At 59.7% G+C, this 18,473-nt stretch carries 21 protein-coding genes and 2 pseudogenes; 13 read left to right on the forward strand and 10 right to left on the reverse strand.

The window, feature by feature from the left end:
* Positions 1-6 precede the first annotated feature (6 nt).
* On the reverse strand, positions 7-804 hold the full coding sequence (locus ACFQDL_RS32210; protein ID WP_379914048.1) for a DODA-type extradiol aromatic ring-opening family dioxygenase: 798 nt from the start codon (positions 802-804) through the stop codon (positions 7-9).
* Positions 805-956: 152 nt separating this feature from the next.
* Here ACFQDL_RS32210 and ACFQDL_RS32215 point away from each other — a divergent pair, with 152 nt between their 5' ends.
* Together ACFQDL_RS32215 and ACFQDL_RS32220 are read left to right on the forward strand one after the other, a co-directional pair.
* Positions 957-1,301 carry a LysR family transcriptional regulator gene (locus tag ACFQDL_RS32215; protein WP_379914050.1) on the forward strand — a complete coding sequence of 115 codons (345 nt, stop codon included), beginning with the start codon at positions 957-959 and terminating at the stop codon, positions 1,299-1,301.
* 8 nt (positions 1,302-1,309) lie between these two features.
* Positions 1,310-1,861: a substrate binding domain-containing protein gene (locus ACFQDL_RS32220; protein ID WP_379914052.1), complete on the forward strand. Its 552-nt coding sequence runs from the start codon at positions 1,310-1,312 to the stop codon at positions 1,859-1,861.
* Positions 1,862-2,005: 144 nt separating this feature from the next.
* Here the strand turns inward: ACFQDL_RS32220 and ACFQDL_RS32225 are convergent, their stop codons facing one another.
* The 7 genes and pseudogenes from ACFQDL_RS32225 to ACFQDL_RS32255 form a co-directional block, all read right to left on the reverse strand.
* Positions 2,006-2,980 (reverse strand): porin, encoded by a 975-nt coding sequence (locus ACFQDL_RS32225; protein WP_379914054.1) that lies wholly within the window; start codon positions 2,978-2,980, stop codon positions 2,006-2,008.
* Between the two features lie 226 nt (positions 2,981-3,206).
* Entirely contained in the window at positions 3,207-3,818 is a 612-nt protein-coding gene (locus tag ACFQDL_RS32230) for an aldehyde dehydrogenase family protein (protein ID WP_379914056.1), read from the reverse strand.
* Positions 3,809-4,690 carry an aldehyde dehydrogenase family protein gene (locus ACFQDL_RS32235; protein WP_379914058.1) on the reverse strand — a complete coding sequence of 294 codons (882 nt, stop codon included), beginning with the start codon at positions 4,688-4,690 and terminating at the stop codon, positions 3,809-3,811. The genes ACFQDL_RS32230 and ACFQDL_RS32235 overlap by 10 nt, the downstream gene beginning before the upstream one ends.
* Before the next feature lie 163 nt (positions 4,691-4,853).
* Positions 4,854-6,148, reverse strand: a pseudogene (locus ACFQDL_RS32240) (TRAP transporter large permease).
* 11 nt (positions 6,149-6,159) lie between these two features.
* A complete protein-coding gene (locus tag ACFQDL_RS32245; RefSeq protein ID WP_379914060.1) occupies positions 6,160-6,648 on the reverse strand; it encodes a TRAP transporter small permease in 489 nt (162 codons plus the stop codon).
* Between the two features lie 85 nt (positions 6,649-6,733).
* Complete coding sequence (gene dctP, locus ACFQDL_RS32250) at positions 6,734-7,762, reverse strand: TRAP transporter substrate-binding protein DctP (RefSeq protein ID WP_379914062.1); 1,029 nt, start codon at positions 7,760-7,762, stop codon at positions 6,734-6,736.
* Between the two features lie 123 nt (positions 7,763-7,885).
* A complete protein-coding gene (locus tag ACFQDL_RS32255) occupies positions 7,886-8,797 on the reverse strand; it encodes a LysR family transcriptional regulator (RefSeq protein WP_379914064.1) in 912 nt (303 codons plus the stop codon).
* Positions 8,798-8,906: 109 nt separating this feature from the next.
* Here ACFQDL_RS32255 and ACFQDL_RS32260 point away from each other — a divergent pair, with 109 nt between their 5' ends.
* From ACFQDL_RS32260 to ACFQDL_RS32295, 8 genes and pseudogenes are all read left to right on the forward strand, one after another.
* A complete protein-coding gene (locus ACFQDL_RS32260; RefSeq protein ID WP_379914066.1) occupies positions 8,907-9,701 on the forward strand; it encodes a coniferyl-alcohol dehydrogenase in 795 nt (264 codons plus the stop codon).
* A gap of 93 nt (positions 9,702-9,794) precedes the next feature.
* The gene (locus ACFQDL_RS32265) at positions 9,795-10,388 is read left to right on the forward strand and encodes a cytochrome P450 family protein (RefSeq protein WP_379914068.1); all 594 of its coding nucleotides are present in this window, start codon (positions 9,795-9,797) and stop codon (positions 10,386-10,388) included.
* The gene (locus tag ACFQDL_RS32270) at positions 10,388-11,884 is read left to right on the forward strand and encodes a cytochrome P450/oxidoreductase (RefSeq protein ID WP_379914070.1); all 1,497 of its coding nucleotides are present in this window, start codon (positions 10,388-10,390) and stop codon (positions 11,882-11,884) included. The genes ACFQDL_RS32265 and ACFQDL_RS32270 overlap by 1 nt, the downstream gene beginning before the upstream one ends.
* Before the next feature lie 16 nt (positions 11,885-11,900).
* Positions 11,901-12,524 carry a sulfatase-like hydrolase/transferase gene (locus ACFQDL_RS32275; RefSeq protein ID WP_379914072.1) on the forward strand — a complete coding sequence of 208 codons (624 nt, stop codon included), beginning with the start codon at positions 11,901-11,903 and terminating at the stop codon, positions 12,522-12,524.
* Entirely contained in the window at positions 12,407-13,531 is a 1,125-nt protein-coding gene (locus tag ACFQDL_RS32280) for a sulfatase-like hydrolase/transferase (RefSeq protein WP_379914208.1), read from the forward strand. The genes ACFQDL_RS32275 and ACFQDL_RS32280 overlap by 118 nt, the downstream gene beginning before the upstream one ends.
* A 242-nt stretch (positions 13,532-13,773) precedes the next feature.
* On the forward strand, positions 13,774-13,986 hold the full coding sequence (locus ACFQDL_RS32285) for an SDR family oxidoreductase (RefSeq protein ID WP_379914074.1): 213 nt from the start codon (positions 13,774-13,776) through the stop codon (positions 13,984-13,986).
* 81 nt (positions 13,987-14,067) lie between these two features.
* A pseudogene (gene yghU, locus ACFQDL_RS32290) lies at positions 14,068-14,920 on the forward strand (glutathione-dependent disulfide-bond oxidoreductase).
* A complete protein-coding gene (locus ACFQDL_RS32295) occupies positions 14,886-15,422 on the forward strand; it encodes a sensor histidine kinase (RefSeq protein ID WP_379914076.1) in 537 nt (178 codons plus the stop codon). The pseudogene yghU and the gene ACFQDL_RS32295 overlap by 35 nt, the downstream one beginning before the upstream one ends.
* Before the next feature lie 193 nt (positions 15,423-15,615).
* On the opposite strand, the gene ACFQDL_RS32300 is transcribed toward ACFQDL_RS32295, so the two are convergent.
* Positions 15,616-15,909 carry a hypothetical protein gene (locus ACFQDL_RS32300; protein WP_379914078.1) on the reverse strand — a complete coding sequence of 98 codons (294 nt, stop codon included), beginning with the start codon at positions 15,907-15,909 and terminating at the stop codon, positions 15,616-15,618.
* Between the two features lie 78 nt (positions 15,910-15,987).
* Complete coding sequence (locus ACFQDL_RS32305) at positions 15,988-16,278, reverse strand: hypothetical protein (RefSeq protein ID WP_379914079.1); 291 nt, start codon at positions 16,276-16,278, stop codon at positions 15,988-15,990.
* A 367-nt stretch (positions 16,279-16,645) separates the two neighbouring features.
* Between ACFQDL_RS32305 and ACFQDL_RS32310 the strand changes: the two genes are divergently transcribed.
* The 3 genes from ACFQDL_RS32310 (at position 16,646) to ACFQDL_RS32320 (ending at position 18,459) form a co-directional block, all read left to right on the forward strand.
* Positions 16,646-16,789, forward strand: a complete 144-nt coding sequence (locus ACFQDL_RS32310; protein ID WP_379914080.1) for a hypothetical protein — start codon at positions 16,646-16,648, stop codon at positions 16,787-16,789.
* 82 nt (positions 16,790-16,871) lie between these two features.
* Positions 16,872-17,327 carry a cupin domain-containing protein gene (locus ACFQDL_RS32315; RefSeq protein ID WP_379914082.1) on the forward strand — a complete coding sequence of 152 codons (456 nt, stop codon included), beginning with the start codon at positions 16,872-16,874 and terminating at the stop codon, positions 17,325-17,327.
* An 82-nt stretch (positions 17,328-17,409) separates the two neighbouring features.
* Positions 17,410-18,459 (forward strand): MBL fold metallo-hydrolase, encoded by a 1,050-nt coding sequence (locus ACFQDL_RS32320; RefSeq protein WP_379914084.1) that lies wholly within the window; start codon positions 17,410-17,412, stop codon positions 18,457-18,459.
* Positions 18,460-18,473: the final 14 nt, after the last annotated feature.

An 18,473-nucleotide genomic window follows, 5' to 3' on the forward strand; every position in this document is an offset into this window, starting at 1 on the left:
GACTCCTCAAGCGGTTATTGTGGCGGGCAGACCCCAAGCGTAGGAGTCCATCGACAACACCCCATAGGTGATATCCCCCTCGATAAACCGGGCAGGCTCCTGTTCCGATCGGGCGCCCAGTGCCACCAGCAGCGGCAGGTAGTGCTCATCGGTCGGGTGGGCCCGCTCGGCGTGGGGCGCCAGGGTCCGGTAGGCCAGCAGCTGATCGATCTCGTTCGCCATGATTGCCCGATGGTTCCACTGGGCGAATTCGCGGGCATAGGCGGCCTCCCGGCCACTCGACTGGCGAAATTCGTAGAGGTTGTGGGTCATGCTGCCGGAGCCCAGGATCATCACGCCCTCTTCGCGCAGGGGCGCCAGGGTGCGACCGAGCTGCAGTGCGCTGGCCGTATCGAGGCTGTAAGGCATCGACACCTGGAACACCGGCACGCGGGCGTCCGGCAACATATGCAACAGCGGCACCCAGGCGCCATGGTCGAGCCCGCGCTGCGGCTCCACACCCACAGCCCATCCGGACCTTGAGAGCAGCTGGGCGGTCGCGGTGGCCAGTTGCGGCGCGCCGGGCGCCGGGTATTGCAGCGCGTAAAGCGCCCGGGGAAAACCGCCGAAATCATGAATCGTTTCCGGCGCGGCGGTGGTCATGACGCGGATATCGCGGGTTTGCCAGTGCGGCGACACGACCAGGATGGCCTTGACGTCGGTCAGCTGCTGGCCGGCCGCCCTGAGTTTCGGGCCGAGTTGACCGGGCTCGAGGGCGAAGGTCGGGGCGCCATGGGAGATAAAGAAGACCGGGGCGATGCTCATGCTGTCTCCAGTGGATGCAATCGAAAGGTGTCGAGGCCTCCGTCCCTGGCGGCCCCGAAATCGCTCACTTTAGACAGGCGTCATCCTGGGATAAATAGCGTAATATCAGATATATTGTCTCTCTGGTTGAAACAATGGATCGATTTCTCGAAATGCAAACCTTCACTGCCGTCGTGGAGGCCGGCAGCTTCGTCAAGGCCGCCGAGGCTCTTGGCCTGTCGAAGGCCGCGGTCTCACGCTACGTCGCCGACCTGGAGAGGCGACTGGGGGTACGGCTGTTGCACCGCACGACGCGTCGACTGTCGCTCACCGGCGAGGGCGAACTGTTCTATACGCGCAGCAAGGAACTACTGGCCGGTGTCGAAGAGGCCGAGATCGAACTCAGCTCGCGCAGTGCCGTCGCCAGCGGATTGCTGCGAATCAATGCCCCGGTGACCTTCGGCATCCGCCATCTCGGCCCGCTCTGGGGGAGTTCTGCCGTCTTTATCCGAAGGTAAAGCTTGATGTGACCCTGGCCGATCGCATCGTCGACCTGGTCGAGGAAGGCTATGATCTGGCGATACGCATCGCGATCCTGCCGAGTTCGACGCTGGTCAGTAAGCGGTTGGCCACCACGCGCATGGTGCTCTGCGCCTCACCGCAATACCTGCAGCAACAGGGCGTGCCGGGCCATCCGACCGAACTGGCCCAGCACGCGGTGATCGCTTACCGCTACTGGTCCGGCGGCGATGAGTGGACCTTCGACGGACCCGAGGGCCGGGTGAGCGTCAGGACGGCGCCCTGTATCCACAGCAACAACGGCGATACCTGCCGCGCGGCGGCGCTTTCGCACCTGGGCATCATTCTGCAGCCGGACTTTCTGGTCGGGGACGATCTGGCCTCGGGCGCGCTGGTGGAGTTGATGCCGCAATACCGCTCGATCGAGCTGGGCATCTATGTGCTTTATCCCAGTCGCCAGCATGTCTCGCCCAAGGTGCGCGCGCTGATCGATTTTCTGGCGGAGCGGCTGGCGTTTACTAGCAATCCCTCATTACAGGCAATGGCACCGCATCCGTAACCCGGTCCCTGCCGCAGCGAGATTCGCTGTGGTAGTGTCATTTAGCGCAAGCCGCCAACATGCCCCCTTGTGATAGAACGAGCCAAAAAATGCCCCGTCGGAGCGGGGCATAAAAAACTATTGAATCAGGCAGGGGAAAACCTGCTAGAAGGAAACATTGACCCCCAGCGCCAGGTTGTCATCGGCTTCTTCATACTGGCCGGCTTCAGCCCACAGTTCGACTTTCTCGTGAAACTGCTTTTTCAGGTTTAGCACGATCAGGTTGTCATCGGTACCGGTGCTGTCGTCGTCATAATCCTTGTCGAAATATCCCAGCGAGGTGGACCAGCCCTGACCGAACTTGACCCGGGCGGCAAGCCCCAATACGTCCGAGTCGTCACCGAGAAAGCGGTCTCTATTTTTCTCGTAAACGCCACCGAGCTCGACATTGGCGATGTTGTAGGCAAAGCCAATGGAGTCACGGTTGTAGTCTTCGGTCGCGAAGGGCGGTCCGGCAGCCTGGTCGACATTGACACGGCCAATACCAATATTCCAGTTATCGCCCCAGTAAACTGCGCGAACAGCGACAACGTCATGATCCTCGCCATTGTCTTCGTCGACCTGCAGCGAGGCGCCGATTAGCTGGAGCCCGCTCCAGTTCGGCGAGACGTAGGCCAACACGTTTTGGCCTTCGTCGGGCTGTTCGAAAATCTTACCGCCGGATGCTGGAGTGTCGGCGTGGGGCTCGTTGTATTCAAACTTGCGCAGACCGCCATAGATGTTCCGGAACTGGCCGCTCACCGCACGCGGTGCGATGATAAAGCTGCCATATCGGGTCGGAAAGGCGACCGAGGCCTGGCGGACATGGATTTCATCCTCGCCATCGGTATCTTCTTCGGCGTTGACGGCATCGCTCACATCGACCAGCAGCTCGTAAACGGCTTTGGCGCCTTCGAGTTCATAAGCGCCTTTGACGCCGAGTTCGACTTCGAACGCTTCAGACTCGAAGTCTTTCTCATCCTCGACCGCGCCGGCACTCAGTAAACCAAACACCTTGGGGGTGGCATTGGCGGTACCGGCGAGGGGAAGGGTTAAAAGCGCAGCGGCGCTCATTACGAGCAGATGTTTTTCTATATTCACTAAACTATCCTTATTATTCGCGTGGTTAGATTTATTGTCGTGTTTTTGAGGCAGGGGGCTCGCTGGCAATACACGACATATTGCCAGCTAAGCTTTTATGAAAAACTAATTAGAATTTATCTAATGCCTATTAGATAAAGTATCAAGGCCTATTGTTTATTTTGTGTAGACTTTTGTTTTATCGATTCGGTGAGCAATTACTTCCCTGGACTCTCCGACGCTCGGCTCACTTCAACCAGCCCTTGGGCGCTGAGATCGAATGGTAGCCTTGAAACTGGATAACGCCTTCATAACCGAAGTTGCGCCCGATGCCCGACAGCTTGAAGCCTCCGAACGGGCCTCGTCCATCCTGGGCGGAGGGGCCGTGGGCATTAATATAGGTGTAACCCGCTTCGAGCTGTCGCGCCAGGTGAGTGGCCCGGTCCCGATCTTCCGTCCAGATCGAGGAGCAGAGGCCGAATTCGCTGTCGTTGGCCATGGCGATGGCCTGCTCGTCGGTGTCGAACGGAATGATCGGTAAAATCGGGCCGAACTGTTCCTGGGCCACGACGCTCAGGGCTGGGTCCGGGTTGAAGACCAGCACCGGCTTCTGGAAATAGCCGTTGGCGTAGAGCTCGGGATCGGGAACCTGGCCAAATTCCTGCAGATCGGCCCCCGCCGCCCGGGCTTCGGCGATCATGTCGGTCACGACCTTGAGCTGCTTGGGGTTATTCATCGGTCCCATGGTGGTCTCGGGTAGCAGGCCATCGCCAATCACCTGGCGGTCGCAGGCGGTCTTGAGGCCTTCGACCACCTCCTCGTAGCGGGAACGGTGCACATAGAGCCGTTTCAGCGCCATGCAGATCTGTCCCGACGACATGAAGGCGCCCAGGTAGAGGCGATTGAAGGCGGCTTCATCGAGCCGGCATCGTCCAGCACGAGACCGGCATCGTTGCCGCCCAGCTCCAGCGTGACCGGCGTAATGTTGTCGGCGGCGACCTTCATCACGTGGCGACCGATATCGACCGAACCGGTGAAGTTCACCTTGCGGACCCGTGGATGGCCGACCAGCGGGTCGCCGATCAGACCGGAGCTGCCGGTGAGCACATTGACCACGCCGGGCGGGAGCAGCGCCGCGATTTTATGCAGGGTCAGCGCCGGCGCCAGCGCAGAATTGTTGGACGGCTTTACGACAACGGTGTTGCCGGCCATCAGTGCCTGCGGCAGCTTGGCGCCGAGGATCGCCAGCGGCCAGTTCCAGGGCACGATAAGCGCCGCGACCCCGCGTGGCTGACGGGTGATGATGGTATCGAAGGGAGGCCCCTCGATGTATTCGTCGCGTGCCAGGCGCTCGGCATAGTCGGCGCTCTGGCGAAAGCGTTCACCCAGTCGTGAAATCTCGAGCAGGGTCTCGCACAGGATCTTGCCATGCTCGCGACAAAACAGCTGCGATCGGTACTCCACATCGGCCTGATCTTCGGTGAGGACATCGGCGACCTGGCGCAGGATCTCGGCTCGTTCCTGGTAGCTTTTGGCGGCCCAGGCCGGAAAGGCGGCGTGGGCCGCCTGCACGGCGCTTTTCACATCCTCGACCGTGGCGGCGGCGGCGTGGCCTACCAGCTCGTCGGGCCGGGCCGGGTTGTGAATGGCATAGGTGCCGCCATCACTGGCTTTGCAGGACTGGCCATTGATAAAGAGTTCTGTCTCGATCGGTGGGTGCTGAGTGGGCATCAGGGTGTCCTTTATTGTCGTTTGTCATGGGTAAAGGGCGCGCGCAGGCCGCCGCCACCTGCAGGGGGCAGCGGTCCGGGGAGTCTGTTTGCCAGTCCTTGGGCCTTGCCGAGAGCGCCGCGCTACGGGGACGCGGCCGACAGCCGGTTAAAAACGTTCGTAGTCAGCGCATCGCTGCCGGCAACCAGGTGGCAATGGCAGGGAAGGTAACCAGCAGTACGAGACCCAGGAGCATCGCCAGAATGTAAGGGGTGACGCCGGCAAATATATGCGTCAGTTGGATATCATTGGCAACGGCCTTGACCGCGAAGACGTTCATGCCAATCGGCGGTGTAATCAGCCCCAGTTCGATGACCAGAATGGCAATCACGCCGAACCATATCAGGTCGATGCCCATGGCGCTGAGCGACGGCAGGAACACCGGAATGATCAGCAGCAGGATGCCGAGACTTTCGAACACCGTGCCCATCAGGACGCAGATAAGGCAGATCATCAGCACCAGTCCCATGGGCCCGAAGCCCCAAGCCTCGACGAAATCCACCAGTTGATAGGGCAGGCCGGTCAGGTTGATAAACTGCACCAGAATCAGCGCCGAGAAGACGATAGCGAAAATCATCGCGGTGGTTTTGACGGTTTCGGTAAAGACCGGCGCCAGCTCCTTCAGGTTGAGAAACTGACCGCGTGCGGCACCAAACAGCCAGGCGCCAAAGGCACCGACGCCCGCTGCTTCCGTCGGTGTGAACAGGCCGGTATAGATGCCACCCAGGACCACGCCGAACAGCAGGATCACCGGCCAGGTGGAGTAGGACGCACGCAGGGTCTGCAACAAGGACAGCGCTTTACCGTTCGGGCCCAGCTGCGGGCGTGCGCTGGTGACAAGGATAATGGCGGCCAAAAATAGCATTATCAGCATCACGCCCGGCAAAATGCCGGCAATGAACAGCTGGCCGATATCCTGTCCGGCCACGATACCGTAGATCGCCATCGGCACGCTGGGCGGAATCATGATACCGAGCGTCCCCCGGCAGCGATGGTACCGGCCGAGAGCCCGTCGTTGTAGCGAAACTCCCGCATCGACGGAATGGCGACCCGGGACATGGTGGCGGCGGTCGCCAGCGACGAGCCGCAGACGGCGGAAAAGCCGGCGCAGGAGACGATGCCTGACATGGCCAGGCCGCCGCGATAACGGCCGAGCCAAGCGTAGGAGGCGCTGAACAGCTCGCGCGAAATGCCGGCGCGATGGATAAAAGCCCCCATCAGCACGAATAGCGGAATCACGCTGAGGCCATAATTCGTGGTTGAGTCGACGATCCACTGGCCGGACATGGCCAAGGCCGCCTCGAAACCGCGCAGGTAAGCAAAACCGAAAAATCCGACCGCCAGGGTGGCAAAGGCCAGCGGTATACCGATAAAGGCCAGTAGAAGCACAGCGGCAAAGCCCAGCAGTGCAATTTCCATAACAGGCTACCTTAATCCGAAAAGGTTTCTGGAGAGGTGTCGTCGCCGGGCAAGTCGCGGCGATAGATGGCATGCAGCGCAGCTAGGACCGATAGCGCGCTAAGTGTCGCCAGCACACTGACGATCAGGCCAAGCGACCAACCCAGCACGATCGAGCTTTCGGGATAGCGGATCAGGTCGACCGCACGCCAAATCAGAATAGCGGTGACGCCGATCACGCCCAGCAGGCTGAACAGGTCGAACACCCAGCGATAGAGATTCGGTACATGTTGCTTGAAAAATGGCTCGAACAGGGAAACATGGACGTGGCCGCGCTCCTGGTTGACCACGAACATGCCGGCGAAGACACAGACGGCCAGCAGGTACTGGATCATCTCACCGCTACCGAAGATCGGCCGGGTAAAGAGGTAACGCATGGCTACATCGGCCACGGTCACCAGTGTCATGATCGACAGGCACAGGGCCCCGATAATCAGGGTGATGTTTCTCAATAGAGTCATAACGTATCCATGGCGTTGGAGCGGAGTTTGTCTGGCGCGCTTAAGGGAAACCCGGTAGCCGGCGGGTGCGGCCACCGGGTGGCCGTCATTTCTGTGCCGCTTTCGCCGTTGCGGCATCGAGCTGCTGCAGCATCGCCTTGCCGTCGATACCGGCTTTGGCGACTTTTTCGACCCAGGCGGCTTCGACGGCTTTGGCCGCACCTTCCAGTGCCTGCTGAATCTCGGCACTGGTGGGCTTGAACTCGACGCCCTGTTCGATCAGCTGCTGGCGCGCGGCCGAATCGGCTGCGTTTACCGCCCGCCCCATAGCGGCCGCGAACTTGGCGCCGGAGTGCGCCATAATGGCCTCGCGGTGCTCGGCCGGCAGCCGATCCCAGGTGCGCTTGTTGAAAAAAACCGAGAAGTTGGCCGACTGCAGGGACCGCTCCATTTCATAGCAGGCCTTGGTGTAGGGCGCGGCCTTGAAGTTGACAGTGGTCTCCATGGTCAGACCTTGGTAAGCGTCAACGGTATTGCGCGACACGAGCTCATGAATCTGTACCGCGGGGCCGGCCACGATGGCCATATCCAGGCCCGAATAGATGTCGGCGATGGTACCGGGCAGTGCCCAGATGCGCAGCTGGCGCAGGTCTTCCAGCGTATTCAGCGGCTTGTCAACAACGGTGCACAGCCAAGTCGGGCCGAGGTGGAACATGCTGACCAGTTCGACGCCCCGCAGCTCGTTCTTGCCGGCATAAAAATCCTGGTAGGTGTTCCACAGAGCAACCGAGATCGCCTCGCTGTCGCCCCGGTGCATCCAGGGCATCTGGCTCACCATGGTGCCGGGCGCCTTGTCGGCGAGAAAGCCATTGTAGATGAAGCCGGCGTCGACCATGCTGGTGCGGACCGACTCGAGCACTCGGTCGGGCGGGGCCACCGACTGGGCTGGAAACTCGATCAGAATGTCGCCACCCGTGGCGTCGTGAATGTCCTTGGCCCAGTCCTTGAACACCGGCCAGGCCGGGTGCGAAGCGGGGAAAAAGACATTGAACATCAGTTTGGTTTCCGCTAATGCGGGCTGTGCAGCAGTGGCCAGGCCCAGCAGGGCGGCAAAGGCAATTGACTTGATATTCATCTTGTTATGTCTCCTGGAGCGGGTTGGGTATGGTTATGGTTTTGGCAGCTCCGGTTTGAACAGAGATTAAAGTGCGGGTTATTTAGCTGCAATCCATTGATTATGTATCGCGATTACTATTAGTTATCGCGCATCGGTGCTGGCCAGCCGGCTGCCCCACCAGCGTATACAATTCGCCATCTCCTCGGCGGCCGGCGTCAGCGGCAGTCCGGCACGGGTCAATAGCGAGACTTCCATCGGTGCTATGGTTTCCTCGAGGGCGATGCGGTGCACTTTGAACTGGTCTTTCAGCTTCAGATAAAGTTTTTCCGGAAAGGTGCAGAGCAGGCCCATCTCCGCGACGGCAGCCAGGGCGGTCAGGTAGGATTCCGCGCTGGTGCGGGAGACCGGCGGAATCAGGCCGTTATCGCGAAAGGACTTTTCGATAATGTCGCCGGGACCCTCCCGGCCACCGAGCATGACCCAGTCACCGGACTGCAGTTCCCGCAACGAACGGGCGTTGGCGTATTCCGACTCGTGGCTGGTAATCACGATGATGTCGGTCATGAAAAGCGGCTCGACCCTGAAATCCTTGCTCCAGTGCAGCGGCGGTGTCGGGCCGATCAGTAGGTCGACTTGGCCGTCGCGCAGTGGCTGCAGAGAAGCAGGATAGAGACCGTCCACTACCGAAATGTCTACGGCCGGATAACGCTTGCGAAAGCTGGCGAGCGCCCGGGGCATCACCAGAAGGGCGCCAGCAGGGGACACGCAGATCTTCACCGCGCCGAACTGACCGCCGCGCAACTGCTCCACCTCGTTCTGCAGGCGCTGCATTTCCAGTGCCACGGAGCGTGCGCGGGCCAGCACCATCTGGCCGATTTCTGTGGTGACGACACCGCGTGGGGTACGATGGAACAGCGCAACCCCCAGCTCGTCTTCCATCTGCCGCAAATTTTTGGTCAGTGCGGGTTGGGTGCGTCCCAAGCGTTTTGCGGCGCCGCGGATGCTGCCTTCTTCCGATACGGCGATCATGGTGTGTATGTGTTGCAGGCGCATGGTATTCCTTAGGGTTATCGTGCATTCCAATTATAGGCTATCGCTACCCCCGTTCGTCCGTCTAGGATTTAGCCACGAACATCAGTGAAGATCGTGATGCAGGGCCAATATGAATAATTCGAATATTGTGGTGACAGGTGCCGCCAACGGTGTAGGCGCCGAACTGTGCAAACTGCTGCGTAGCCGCGGCCATCGTGTAACCGGGCTCGATATCGCCGAGCCGAAGTACGACCTCGACGCCTTTATCCGTGTCGATCTCAGCAGCGAGTCCAGTATTGCGGCAGCATTGGAACAGCTCGACGGACCTATCGACGGGCTCTGTAATGTGGCGGGGGTACCGCCGCGTCAGGGGCTGGAAACCACGATCTTGCAAGTCAACTTCCTGGGGCTGCGCCGTTTTACCTATGGTCTGATGGACAAGCTGAAAGAGGGTGCAAGCATCGTCAATCTGGCGTCCCGTGCAGGCTATGGCTGGCGCGAGGCGGTTGACCAGGTCAAGCGCCTGGCCGCTGTGCGTACGGCACAGGAGCTTGAAACCTTTATCCGCGATGAAAACATCGATCCAGCCCGGGCCTACAATCTGTCAAAGGAGGCCGTCATCCTGTGGACCCAGGCGGAAACCGAAGCTTTGCTGGCGCGCGGGCTTCGCATGAACTCGGTCAGTCCAGGCGCCGTGGCCACCGACATTCTCGATGATTTCAGTCGTGCTTTTGGCGACAAGATGGCGCGCAATGTCGAGCGGGCCGGTCGTCCCGGCACACCGGAAGAGGTGGCTGAAGTCGCGGCCTTTCTGCTGTCGCCGGCCAGCGGCTGGATGAAAGGTGTCGATATTCCGCTCGATGGCGGCATGGGGGCGTTCAACCTGTCCGACGCCCTCGAACTGTCTGCGCTGCGTCTATCCTGAGTTCTGGAGGAAACTGCCGTGAACGTACCCGTTTATGATGTCGATTTTTACGATGATGCGGTTATCCAGGATCCATATCCGCACTATGCCCGGATGCGCGAACTCGGTCCGGTTGTCTGGTTGCCCAAGAACAATGTCTATGCGTTGACGCGCTATGCCGAAGTGACCGAAGCACTGCGCAAGCCCAAGTTGTTCATTTCCAGCAAAGGCCTTTCGCTGAACCCCAAAGTTAACGAGCTATTGACCGGCAGCACGCTTAACTCCGACCCGCCAGAACATGACAAGACAAGGGCCGTTACCGGTGCCCCGTTGCTGCCAGGTGCCCTGAGCAAGATAGAAGGCCGGATCCGGGCCGCGGCCAACGGCCTGATCGAGCACCTCGCCGAGCGGGGCGAGTTCGATGCCATTTCCGATCTGGCCCAGTTCCTGCCGGTCACCATCGTCGCCGAATTGGTGGGGCTGCCGGACGCCGGCCGGGAAAACATGTTGCGTTGGGCCTCGGCGACCTTCAACCTGTTTGGCTCCGAGAACGCCCGGGCAAAGGCCGCGTTCAAGGATCTGCAGGAGTTGAAGGCATTTCTGGATGAATATGGGACACCGGAAATGCTCAAGCCGGGGGCTGGGCGGCACGTATCTTTGAAGTCGGGGCGGAGCATGGGCTGTCGCCGAAAGCCTGCTCCGAGCTGATGCGCGACTATATCAATCCGAGCCTGGACACCACCATTTCGGCCACCGGCCAGGCGATCAAGTTTTTCGCCGATGACCCTGAACAGTGGGATCTGGTACGTCAGTACCCGTCGCTGATTCCCAATGCTGTCGAGGAAGTGGTGCGTCTGGCCTCGCCTGCTCGCGCCTTTTCCCGATATGTGGCCGAAGACACGGAGATTGGCGGCGTTGCCCTGCCACAGGGCGCGCGCGTGCTGGTGGTCTACGCCTCGGCGAACCGGGACGAGCGGAAGTTTCCGAATCCGGACAAGTTTGATGTGCATCGCGATACCCATGACCATGTCGGTTTTGGCCATGGAGTCCATATGTGCATGGGCATGCATCTAGCTCGGCTGGAAATCATCAGTCTGTTGGAGGCCCTGACACGCCGGGTGGCGCGCTTTGAATTGGCGGGCGAACCGGTGGTGGCGATGAACAATACCATTCGCGCCTACGCATCGCTGCCGGTCCGTATCGAAGTGGTCGAGGCGAATAACGAGGCCATGGTAGAATCCGCAGCCGATAAACAGGACGACTGGCTCGATGTGGTGGTGCATCAACGGGCAATGGAAGCCGCCGACATCGTCTCGCTGGACCTGCGAGCACTGGACGGACAACCGTTGCCGGCTTTCGAGGCGGGCGCCCACGTCGATGTGCAGGTCAAAGATGGCCTGGTGCGCCAGTACTCGCTGTCGAACGACCCTGCAGAAACCCATCGCTATCGCCTCGGGGTTCTGAGAGATCCGGCCTCGCGCGGTGGTTCTGAGGGGATCCATGCCGATTTCGCTGTCGGCAGCAATGTCCGCGTTGGCCGCCCCCGCAACCATTTCCCGCTGCACCTCGAGGCCGCGCAAAGTGTGCTGTTTGCCGGCGGCATCGGCATCACGCCAATGCTGGCGATGGCGCACAAGTTGCGCGCCGAAGGGCGGGCGTTCGAGTTGCACTACTGCGTGCGTTCGGCTGACAAGGTGGCCTTTGCCGCGGAACTGGCCGAATTCGCTGACGCGGTGCAGGTTCATCTCGATGACGGTCCGGCCGAACAGCGTCTGGATATCCAGGCAGTGCTGGCGTCGCCACAGGCTGACCGTCACCTCTATGTTTGCGGCCCCAATGGTTTCATGGATTTCGTGATCGATTCGGCCGAAAAAATGAACTGGACCCAGGAGTGTATTCACCTGGAGCGCTTCGGCGCCGAGGTCGATACCGATGGCGAGCCCTTTACCGTGGTGGCGGCGCGCAGCGGCAAGTCATTTGAGGTGTTGCCGGGCGAAACCATTGCCGAGAAGCTTGAGGAGGCCGGTATCGAGGTCAAGATGTCCTGTCAGTCCGGTGTCTGCGGCACCTGTCTGACGTCAGTGCTGGAAGGCACGCCGGATCACCGCGACCTGGTGTTGACCGACACCGAAAAGGCCAGTAATAAGCGCGTGACGGTCTGCTGTTCGCGTTCCAAGACCCGTAAGCTGGTGCTGGACATTTAAATCTGGGGAGGCACCGATGGTCAAGAATATCCTGTTCATCATGATCGACCAGCTGCGCTGGGACTGCTTGTCCTGTTACGGGCACCCGATCGTGGAAACACCCAATATCGACCGCCTGGCTGCAAAAGGGGTGCGCTTTGACAACACCTATGCCCAGGGTGCAAGTTGTGGCAACTCCCGGGCTTCGTTCTACACCGGCCGCCATGTCCGTTCCCACGGGGCGACCTGGAACGACTGGCCCTTTCATCTGGATGAATGGACGCTGGCCGACTATTTGCGCCCGAGCGGTACGAACCTGGTGCTGCTTGGCAAGACCCATATGAAGCCCGATCTAGAAGGGATGCGGCGGCTGGGCATCGACCCGGCTTCCGAACTGGGCCGGTATCTGTCGAATGCGGGCTTTGTCGCCGGCGAGCATGATGATGGTCTGCACCCGGAAGGTCCGGCGGGCAGGTACTCGAAGAGCGATCCTGCGTACAACCACTATCTGCGCGGGGCTGGCTTTGCCGGCAGCAACCCTGGCTGCAGTGGGCCAATGCCGCCGCGGATGAAGACGGCAGGGTCCGGTCGGGCTTTTACATGGAGAATGCCCATCGGCCGGCACGGGTGCCGGCCGAACATTCGGAGACGGCCTACCTGACCAATCGTGCCATCGAGACTATCGATGCGATCGGCGACAAGCCCTGGTGCCTGCACCTCTCCTATATCAAGCCGCACTGGCCCTATCTGGCCCCCGCGCCCTATCATGCGCTGTACCGCGGCGCCGATGTGCCGCCGGCGCTCAAGTCCGAGGCAGAACGCGCGGATCCGCATCCCATTTATGCCGCCTTCATGAAACTCGGGGTCGCGCAATGCCTGTCCGACGATGCCAAGCGGGCGCACATCCTGCCGGCCTATCTCGGGCTGATCAAGCAGGTTGATGATGAGCTGGGGCGGCTGTTCGCGCACCTGGAAGCCAAAGGCCTGAGTGACAATACCCTGATCGCGCTGACCGCCGATCATGGCGATTATTTCGGCGATCACTGGTTGGGTGAAAAAGATCTGTTTCACGATCCCTCAGTCAAGATACCGCTGATCATCTATGACCCTTCAACGGAGGCAGACCCGACCCGCGGCAAGGTCTGTACCGATCTGACAGCGGCCATCGACCTGATACCGACCTTCCTCGAGAGTCTCGGTAGCGAAATTCCGGACCATCGGCTCGAGGGGCAGTCGCTGCTGCGCTTTATCCGCCAGCAACGGGCGATCGAGCGCCCTGTGGTGTTCACCGAAAGCGACTACGCCCGCCTGCCGGTGTCGACGATGCTGGATCAGGATCCTTACCGGGCACGCATGACCATGGCCTTCGATGGACGCTACAAGTTCGTGCACTGTCCAGGCTATCGGCCGATACTGTTCGATCTGGCTAACGACCCATCGGAGTTCGTCGATCTGGGCGCCGATCCTGGCTATGCATCGATACGGGAACAACTGAAGGACCAGATGCTCGACTGGAGCGCCACTTTGAAGAACCGGGCGGCGGTGAGCTCGGCGATGCAGACCGAATACAAGGGTAAGAGCGCCCGGCAAGGCATTTTGATCGGCTTCTGGAGTCCGGACGAGGTGCCGGAAAACCGGCGGCTGCCGGCCCAGCTGGGGTTGTCCTGACCGTTTCCAGCATCACCAAAGGCGGGAGGCACCACCAATCGGCGACAGTTTCCTGGGATGGGCGTTCGATGTTTTTCGAACCGAAATCAGCAGACGAGGCATTTGAAAACGTTTCAACTCGGCCTGGCCCTGGGAGCGCTGCTGGCGGTCGCGCCGGGGGCAGGCCAGCAGCTACCCCGCCCAGGGGCAGCAGATCGTGATGCTTACTGCCGGGACCGACCCGTACTGAGGGTGCCCTGGCGATGATGGCCGAGCTGGCCACCGAGCACGGCGTCTCGACCGAGGAAATGGAAACCCTGTTCCTGGCTGAAAACCGCCCCTCGACGCTACTGCAACGCTTTGCCGATCCGGAAGAGGTGGCCAACCTCTGTGTCTATGCTGCCTCGCTCCAGGCCAGCGCTACCACCGGTGCGGCGCTGCGCGTGGAAGGTGGTATCGTCGAAAGTATTGCCTGATAACTGATTGCGTGTGCCCGGCGGCGACAGTTGAGAGTCGCTAGCTACGCGGTCCGAGCTTGATAGGGAGATGTGTGCATCATGACCGATCAACCCAGCTATACCCCACCGCGCGTCTGGACTTGGAAGGTGCCCAGCGGCGGCGAGTTTGCCAGTATCAACCGCCCGGTCGCGGGCGCGACCCATGAAAAGGAGCTGCCGGTCGGCACGCATCCGCTGCAGCTGTACTCGCTCGCCACGCCGAACGGCGTCAAGATCACGACGATGCTGGAGGAACTGTTGACGCTGGGGTACGAGGGGCGGAATACGACGCCTGGCTGATTCGTATCACCGAAGGTGACCAGTTCTCCAGCGGCTTCGTCAACATCAATCCCAACTCCAAGATCCCGGCCCTGGTCGACACTAGCGGTGATGCGCCAATACAAGTGTTCGAATCCGGCTCGATTCTGCTTTACCTGGCGGAAAAATTCGGCGCTTTTCTGCCCGAGGCATCGGCGGCCCGCACCGAAACGTTGAATTGGTTGTTTTGGCAAATGGGCTCGGCCCCTATCTCGGTGGCGGTTTTGGCCACTTCTACGCCTACGTGCCGGAGAAACAGGAGTACCCGATCGACCGCTTCGCCATGGAGGCCAAGCGCCAGCTGGACGTACTGGATCGCACCCTGGCCGAGAGGCCCTATATCGCCGGCGACGCATACAGTATCGCCGACATCGCCATCTATCCTTGGTACGGCGTGCTGGCGCGGGGGCATCTCTACGATGCAGCCGAATTCCTCGCGGTGCAGGACTACGAGCATGTCCAACGCTGGGCGGCCGAGATCGCGCAGCGTCCCGCCGTGGAGCGCGGGCACCGGGTCAACCGGATCTGGGGCGAGGAAGAGGAGCAGGTGCCGGAGCGGCATGACGCCAGGGACCTGGAGCCGGCTGATAGCTAACGGCTTTCCGGCCGCACGTCTCGAGCAAGACGAGTCTTGGGGCGAGCCCTCTGCCAGCGTCGTAGCGCTGCTCTCGGGCGCCCTGGCCGACCTGGCCGACCTGCCCTCGGCCGATCGGCTGAAGGTGCAGGCCGGCTCGCGGGGCCTGGTGGCCGTCCCGGTGACCCTGGTGGCAGTGGCCGTCCGCAACCTGGTCGAAAACGCGCTACGTCACACCCAGGCCGGGAGCCCGGTCGAGCTGAGCATGGCCGGCGACGGCACAAACGTTATCTTTGCCGTTAAGGACCAGGGGGCCGACCACCAGCCGCAGCACGCCGGGGCTGTCGCCACGGCGCAAAGCGATCGCCCGCCCAGCCGCGGGCACGGGCTGGGGCTGACCATTGTCGAGGCAATTGTCAATCGCTTCGATGGACAGCTGCAATTCCAGCGCCGGGCGTCCGGCGGACTCGAGGCGCAGTTGATGTTTCCAGCGTCGCCCGCCGAGCCTACCGGCTCCGGATAAGGTGGCGCCTCCCCTCAACAGGCTTTTTTCCGCATGCCGGTTATTCGGAGATGCCGACGTTTCGTGGCGCCCAGGTGGTTAGGCATCGGTCGTGGAATTGGCCTGCCCCTGAAATCGGATTCTGTGACTTTCGGGAGCCCTGCGGCGCATGCCATACCTAGCTCGCTTTTTACTCCCAAGCTGGCCGGGAGAATCAGAACTGATAGCTCAACGTCGGCATCCAGTGTTTCCAGATCGCCTCGAGATCGCCGTTTTGCTTGATCTGCAGCAGCGCCTGGTCGATCCTGGCATGCCAGTCCGATTGTCCTTTTTTGACGGCAATCCCACAGGCATTCTGGCTCGGATGGGTGAAGGCGATCGCCAGGTCCGCTTCTTCGGCCAGCGGCACGAGCGCGACATCGTCATCGGCGAAGGCGTCGATCAGGCCTGCGACGAACGATTCGGTATAAATGAAGAGGGGGACGGTCAGCCATGGCCCGTCCCGCAACTTGTGCAGCGCACTGTACTCGGGTCGCCACTGTCCCTGATGTTCGCGGCCGCCCAGCAGGCGCTGCAGCTCGGGGCGCTAGAACTGCTTTTCGGCGGTTCGCGCAAGTGCGTTCTGCAGGCTGTTGCGTGCCGCCGGCATCTGGTCGCAGCCCATCTGGGCTTCGGCCAGCAGCGCGATATGATAGGTCTCGAACAGACGTGAACCAATGCCCGCCGCCTCGTCCATACCCTTGCGGATCTTGTCGAGACCCTGTTTCGGCGCGCCCCGGACTTTCAGGGCCCAACCCTGTATCGGCTTGCTGCGGTGGGCGAGCAGGGGAAAGTGGTGTTCCCGCGCGACCTCGCCACCGCGTTTGGCGTGTTGCACGGCCGCCTCGGGTTTCCCACGGAACTGATGCAGCGTCACTTTACATAGTCAGGCGAACGCCAGGCTGAACGGGTGTCGCTCGGCCAGGGTCAACGCTGCGGCGGCTGACCGTCTTCGCTGTAGTGACGGGCGGCGACTTCGGGGTGCGCTGCGATGATGTCGGAAAAGCGCTGTTCCAGCAACCGGGCCGCCTGCTGGTGGTATTTTTGCCGCGACCGTTTGAGACGCGACTCGTAGGCGGCCTCCTAGATCAGCATGTGCTTGAACAGGTAGTACGCACGCCAACAGATCTCTCCGACAAGTTGCGTCGGGCCCTGATGCAGCAATGGCTCCTCGTGGCGGTCTGTTCGGGTGTAGGCGACAGAAGATGCAGGGCATTCTTTTCTTCTATCTGCATGTGATGCAACGTCCCCTGAAAGATTTGGCGCTGGAGTATCCGAAAGTACAGCAACGCATTCTGGGGCTGCTCAGCACGGAGGAGGCCGCCCAGATAATCCTAAAAACCGAATAGCTTTTCCAAAGAACAGGATAGTTAAAGGTGGCAGAACAAGGATATTGTTACTCGGACAGATAACTTAAAAAAGGAGCTGTATATGAGCATCAAAGATCAGCCTGTTTCTTGCTTCCAGATCGATGAAGAGAAAGCATGGAATGTGTTGGGCCACAAGTATCAGCCTGTAATCGATTCCGACAATAGTTATGCGTGGATTTCATTTGATCCTCCAGGTACTTTTGTCCCGCCTCATAGTCATGGAGAAAATGATGAACATATTTTTGTTTTGGAAGGGGAGTATGAACTTTATCTCGATGGAAGGTGGCAGACGGCTCGAGCGGGAGACACAGTTCGTTGGCCGAAAGGTTCGTTACATGCTTATAAAATACTAACCGATAAGCCGGCAAAAGGCATATTTTGGGTGAGCCCGGCGGGGCAGCTTTCGAAACTTTTCGCTGAGCTTCACAATGTGGAAAACCCAGAAGAGGTTGTAGAGCTTTCGAGAAAGCGCGAGATATTCTTTGCCAAGCCTGGTGAAGCTCCTGGGTATAAATAAGAATAAGGTTGGCCGAATTTTACATCGGTATAACGCCGAATAAACTTGAACATGATTACCCATTGGAATGAACTAAAAAGCCATGAATCAAAATAAATTTAAAGGCATGAAGGCTGTTGCCTTGGGCACAGGTGGTGGACCGATTGTTTCAGGTACAAGAGCTGGTACTTCGACAGCGATCTGTGTAGACGATGCCGTTTATCTTGTCGACTGCGGAATGGGAAGTATCCGCAACTACAGAAACCACCTCGGGTGGGGATCGCTGAGAAGTATCTTTATCACCCATCATCACTCAGATCATATCTACGACCTGGGCTCATATCTGTTGACTGGCTGGCAAGTGCCCGGGGAATCTTTCTCCCGTCAAATCCAGGTGTTCGGTCCCGACAAGCCGCCCAGGGCGCCAGCGCTCGACGAACAACACTACGTCGAGGTTGCCTGCTGCACGGCTGGACATGCGATGGTAGGAACCAAGGAGATGGTCGATGCTCTTCTAAGTAAAGTGTTTGCCTCGGATATCGTCATTCGGATGATCGATGAGCGCCGAAGCAGCCCATTTGAGTGGGTGCAGGGCCATGATATCAAGGTGCCTGAAGAAGCAGGGGCTGACCCGGTAAACAATCGGCACCCTGAAATGGAGCCGTTCTTGATTTACGAGGATGAAAAAGTCAAGGTAAGCACAATCCTGGTAGATCACCGCCTGTGTTATCCTGCCTTTGGATACCGCTTCGAATCCGAATATGGTGTCATAGTGGTGTCGGGCGACACGGCCTACTCGGAAAACTGCATTAAGCTCGCCAAGGATGCAGATATTCTGTTCCATGAAGTGATTGATCTTGAGGCGATTTTAAAGACCTTCCCGGAAGGTCCCACACGAGACGGAATTGCGGTTCATCTGGAGGAGTCGCATACATCTTACGAAAATGTGGGTAAGGTTGCCAGCGAAGCCAGCGTAGGTGTGTTGGTGCTTCACCATATAGTGCCCAATACGCCTGGATCAGCGGATGTAGAGAAAATGGTGCGTTATGCCAAGAAGGACTTCGCCGGTCCTGTTACGGCAGCAGAAGACAATGACTGCTTTTTTATTGCGGAAGGTGCTAATAAAATCAAAGAATTTCCTGTAAATGGCTGACATTTTCTGTCGAT

The organism is Marinobacterium aestuariivivens (genome assembly GCF_042661465.1).
In the GTDB taxonomy this organism is placed as follows: Bacteria; Pseudomonadota; Gammaproteobacteria; order Pseudomonadales; family Balneatricaceae; genus Marinobacterium_A; species Marinobacterium_A aestuariivivens.